Source organism: Vibrio sp. 1249-1, from assembly GCF_033340495.1.
The window spans coordinates 1-545 of the sequence record NZ_JAWOWJ010001037.1; the positions used below are offsets into that span (position 1 = coordinate 1).

Annotated in this window: 1 protein-coding gene; it reads left to right on the forward strand. The window is 44.4% G+C overall.

Features of this window, described 5'->3' with window-relative positions:
• Positions 1–545: ABC transporter substrate-binding protein (locus tag R7Z50_RS30325; protein WP_318150127.1), on the forward strand; the 545-nt coding region annotated here is incomplete at both ends.

Genomic DNA, 545 nt, shown 5'->3' on the forward strand with positions numbered 1-545 from the left:
CTTGTCATTGCTTGGCCTGCGGGTAACCCCGCCAAAGAGCTCGAAAAGTTAAAACAATTTGGCGTACCTATCTACTACTCAACCACGGGTACTTTAGAAGACATCGCAAATAATATTGAGCAGCTGAGTCAATACAGTGATGATCCATCAAAAGGTCAAAAAGCAGCACGGGACTTTAGAGAGGGGCTAACTGCTCTCAAAGCGAAATACAACACCACAGAGAAAGTTCGCTATTTTTATCAACTCAGCGAAAAGCCGATCATTACTGTGGCAGGTAAAAACTGGCCGAGCGAAGTATTTAACTTCTGTGGTGGAGAAAATGTATTTGCCAATACAGCAGCACCCTATCCTCAAGTCAGTATCGAGCAAGTGATCACACGTCAACCTGAAGTACTCTTCACCTCTCGTCATGCTATGAGTGATGATGGAATGTGGGCTCAATGGAAAAATGAACTGCCAGCTCTGCGCAACAATCATGTTTGGTCACTCAATTCTGATTGGATAAATCGCCCAACACCACGCACACTCAATGCGATCATTGAAGT